This window comes from Mycobacterium sp. 1482292.6 (assembly GCF_001672995.1).
GTDB classification, from domain to species: Bacteria; Actinomycetota; Actinomycetes; order Mycobacteriales; family Mycobacteriaceae; genus Mycobacterium; species Mycobacterium europaeum_A.
Map to the genome: position 1 here is coordinate 1 of NZ_LZKV01000253.1, position 4,822 is coordinate 4,822.

The window sequence follows — 4,822 nt, forward strand, 5'->3', positions numbered from 1 at the left end:
GACGTGTTCGACCCGGACACCGTTAACACCCTGACCGAGCGACTGCGGCGGGTGTTGGTCGCCATCACCGACGACCCGCATCGCCGACTGTCCTCGATCGATGTGCTCGACACCGCCGAATGCGCGCGACTCGGTGCGATGGGCAATGCGTCGGCGTTGGGTCGTCGGTGATGGCGACCAACACCCGCCGCAGTCGCTCGGTCAGGGTGTTAACGGTGTCCGGGTCGAACACGTCCGTGCGGAATTCGACGGTTCCGCCGATCCCGGCGGCCCGGCCGTCGTCGCTCCAGCGGGCTGACAGTGAGAACGTCAGGTCCATACGGGCGGTACCTGTTTCGACCGGCTCGGCGCTGACCTGCAGGTCCCCCAGACGAAGCTCCGCCGCGTTGTCACTCTGCCAGGCGAGCATCACCTGGACCAGGGGGTGATGCGCCAGGGAGCGGCTGGGGTTGAGCCGCTCGACCAGCACCTCGAAGGGCACATCCTGGTGGTCGAAGGCCGCCAGGACGTGCTGACGCACCCGGGCCAACAGCTCGGCGACGCTGGGATCACCTCCGAGATCCACGCGCAACACCAGGGTGTTGACGAAGAATCCCACCACGTCGTCCAGCGCGGAGTCACGGCGGCCGGCGATCGGAAAGCCCACCGCCACATTGGAACTCGCACTGATCTTGGCCAGCAGCACCGCTAAAGCCGCCTGCACCACCATGAATTCGGTGGCGTTGTGCGCCCGCGCCACCGCATGCACCCGTTGCTGCAACTCCGCGGGCCAGTCGATGCCCACGCTGGCCCCGCGATGATCGGCCACCGACGGATACGGCCGATCCGTAGGCAGCTCGATACGCTCGGGCAACCCCGCCAAGGCTCGTTCCCAATAGGCCAGCTGCCCGGCGATCGGGCTGTCCGGATCGTCCAGGTCTCCGAATTGCGACCGCTGCCAGATCGCGTGGTCGACGTACTGCACCGCCAGCGGCGCCCACTGCGGCGCCCGGCCGCCGCTGCGACTGGCGTAGGCGGTGCCCAGATCGCGCACCAGTGGATTCAGCGACCAACCATCCGCAGCAATATGATGGACCACCGCCACCAACACATGCTCGTCATCGCCGCGACGGAATAGCTTTGTTTGTATGGGTATTTCGCTTGCGAGATCGAACGCGTACCTTGCTGCGGCATCCACACCCTCCTTTATCCGTGCCGGCGACCAACCGGCGGCATCAATTACGTCCCACCCGACGTCCGCCCGCTCAGCGGGAATCACCACCTGCCGCGGTGTCCCGTCGGAGACGGCGAACACCGTGCGCAAACTCTCATGTCGAGCCACCACATCGAGGAGGGCGGCATGCAGGGCCTCCACGTCCAATCGACCGCGAACTCGCAGCACCGCCGGCATGTTGTACATCGGCGACGGTCCCTGCAACTGATCGATGAACCACAACCGGGACTGCGCGAACGACAACGGCACCAACTCCGGCCGTGCACCCGCCCGCAGCCGCGGAATCCGTTGTGCGCCAGCACCGGCAAGCCGCGGCGCCAACTGGGCCACCGTGGGCGCCTCGAACAGCGTCCGCACCGAAACGCCGGCGTCGAAGGTGGTGTTCACCGCCGCGAGCAAGCGCATCGCCGACAGCGAGTCGCCGCCGAGGTCGAAGAAGGAGTCGTCCACGCCGACGCGTTCCACGCCGAGCACCTGGGCGTAGATGCCCGCCAGGATCTCCTCGATCGCGCTCGTCGGGGCCCGGTAGCGGTCGGCGTCGGAGTATTCCGGCGCCGGCAGCGCGCGGATGTCGAGCTTGCCGTTGGGGGTCAGCGGCAACGCCTCGAGCACCACCACCGCCGAGGGCACCATGAATGTGGGGAGCCGCTGACCCAACCAGGCCCGAATGTCGGTCGGGTCAGCGACTCCGGTCACATAGCCGACGAGACGCTTGTCGCCGGCCCGGTCTTCACGGGCGATCACCGCCGCATGCTCAATGCCGTCCAATTCGCTTAAAGCGGCGCGGATTTCGCCGAGTTCGATCCGGTAGCCGCGGATCTTGACCTGCTCGTCGGCGCGGCCCAGGTACTGCAACTGCCCGTCGGCGCCCCACCGGACCAGGTCACCGGTGCGGTACATCCGCGCGCCGGGTGCCCCGAACGGGCAGGCGACAAACCGCGTCGACGACAGGCCCGGGCGGCCCACATAGCCGGTCGCCAGGCCGCCGCCGGCCACATACAGCTCACCGACCACACCGACGGGCACCTGACACAGCCAGCCGTCGAGCACGAAGAAGGCCAAGTGCGCCAAAGGCGTTCCGATGGGGCTGATGTTGCTATCGACGTCCCCGTCGACGATCTCCCGGAACGAGGCGTGCACCGTCGCCTCGGTGATGCCATACATATTCACCAGACGGGGCGGGCCCGGGTGACGGTGCAACCACGTGGCCAACCGGTGCGGCTCGAGCGCCTCACCACCGAAGACCACCGTCTGCAACTTCAACCGCTCACCCAACTCAGGCGCCAACGCACCAGCGCTTTGCAGCGCATAGAACGCCGACGGCGTCTGACTCAACACGCTGACCTGCTCGCGAACCAACAACGCGTGCAGGTCTTCTGGCGATCGGACCACGTCGTCGGGCACGATCACCAGACGCCCGCCATACAGCAACGACCCGAAGATTTCCCACACCGAGAAGTCGAACGCCAATGAATGGCACTGGGTCCAGACCGCGCCCGCACTCAGTCGCGCGTCGATCGCTTCCAGCAGCTGGGTGACATTGCGGTGGGTTACGGCCACTCCCTTGGGAATTCCCGTCGAGCCGGATGTGTAGATGAGGTACGCGATGCTGTCCGCCGCCGGCACCGGAAGCCCGGTGGTGGGCCGGGTCGCCACGGCGGGGTCGTCGATGTCGACGATCACCCCGGCGAACCCGTCCAGCCGGGCGCGCACCTCGGCGGTGGTCACCGCGGCGATCGGCGCTGCATCACCGAGCACGAACTCCAACCGCGCCGCCGGCACGCTCGGGTCGATCGGCACGTACGCCGCCCCGGTCTTGAGGACCGCGAGGATCGCCACGATCGCTTCGGCCGACCGCGGGATCACCACCGCCACTCGCTGACCCGGGCCGGCACCCCGCTCGGAAAGCAAGTGCGCCAACCGGTTCGTCGACTCGTAGAGCTCTCGGTAGGTCAACGAGCGCGCGCCGCAGGTGATCGCCACGGCCCCTGGAGCGCTTGCCACCTGCGCGGCGAACAACGCCGGAATCGACACCAACGCCATCGGCGGCGCGGTGACTATCGCGCGGTTACCGGCCACGTCGAGCCGCTCGCGTTCGGCCTCGTCGAGCAGGTCGATCGACGACAATCGTTGAGCCGGATCGGCGGTCATGGCCGCCAGCACCCGATGAAACCGCTCGATCAGCGTTTCGATGCTCGACGGGTCGAACACGTCGGTGCGGAACTCTACCGCTCCGCCGATGCCGCCCGGCCGGCCGTCCTCGGTCCACCGTTCGTTGAGCGAGAAGACCAGATCCATCCGGGCGACCTGGGTGTCCAGCGGCAGAGGCGTGACATGCACGTCGCCCAATTCCAGTCCGGCGGCGGGGCCGTCGTGCTGCCACGGCAGGTTCTGCCAGGCCAACACCACCTGGACCAGCGGGTGGTGGGCCAGGCTGCGGCTGGGACGGAGCCGCTCCACGAGCACTTCGAAGGGAACGTCCTGGTGCTCGTAGGCCGCCAGGCTGCGCCGCCGCACCCTGGCCAACAGTTCGGCGACGCTGGGATCGCCGCCGAGGTCCACGCGCAGCACCAGGGTGTTGACGAAGAAGCCCACCACGTCGTCCAGCGCGGGATCGCTGCGGCCGGCGATCGGAAAGCCTACGGCGACATCGGAACTCGCACTGAGCTTGCCCAGCAGCACCGAGAGCGCGGCCTGCATCACCATGAACTCGGTGGCATTGTGTGCCCGCGCCACCGCGCGCACCCGTTGCTGCAACTCCGCGGGCCAGTCGATATCCACGCTCGCCCCGCGATAATCGGCCACCAAGGGATACGGCCGGTCGGTGGGTAGCTCAACACGTTCCGGTAGCCCGGCTAGGGCTTGTTCCCAGTAGGCGAGCTGCCTCGTGATGGGGCTGTCCGGGTCCTCGAGGTCGCCGAATTGGGCGCGCTGCCACAGCGTGTAGTCCACGTATTGCACCGGCAGCGGCGCCCAGTCCGGCACCCGGCCGGCGCGGCGGCTGGCATAGGCCGTCCCGAGGTCACGCACCAGCGGCGCCAGCGACCACCCGTCCGCGGCGATGTGGTGGGCCACCGCCACCAACACGTGATCGTCGTCGTCGAGCCGGAAAAGCGTTGTCCGCAGAGGAATCTCGTCGGACAGATCAAAGTGGTGCCGGGCCGCGGTGCCGATCGCAGCACCGAGTCGCTCTATCGACCACCCGTCGACGTCGATGACCTGCCAGGCAGCGCCGGTGGACTCGGCTGTGAGGACGACTTGGCGCGGTGTTCCCTGGTCGGCGACGAAGACTGTGCGCAGGCTTTCGTGGCGGCCGACCACGTCGGCCAGGGCGGCGCCCATCGCGTCGGTGTCCAGGTGTCCGCTCAGTCGCAGGGCGACGGCCATGTTATGGACCGGGGACGGCCCGTGCAATTGGTCGAGAAACCAGAGCCGGGACTGGGCGAAAGATAGCGGCACCACGGGGGGCCGGTCGACCGGAGCCACCCGCGCGAGCTTGGTCCCGCCCCCGCGGATCCGTGGCGCCAGCTCCGCGACGGTGGGTGCCTCGAACAGGGATCGGACGGTGAGGTCGGCGTCCAGTTCGGCATTCACGGCCGAGACGAGCCG

At 68.1% G+C, this 4,822-nt stretch carries 1 protein-coding gene; it reads right to left on the reverse strand.

What is annotated here, in order from left to right; all coding sequences use genetic code 11:
* Positions 1-64 precede the first annotated feature (64 nt).
* On the reverse strand, positions 65-4,822 hold a 4,758-nt coding region (locus A5624_RS25475; protein ID WP_304441855.1), incomplete at its 5' end, for a non-ribosomal peptide synthetase.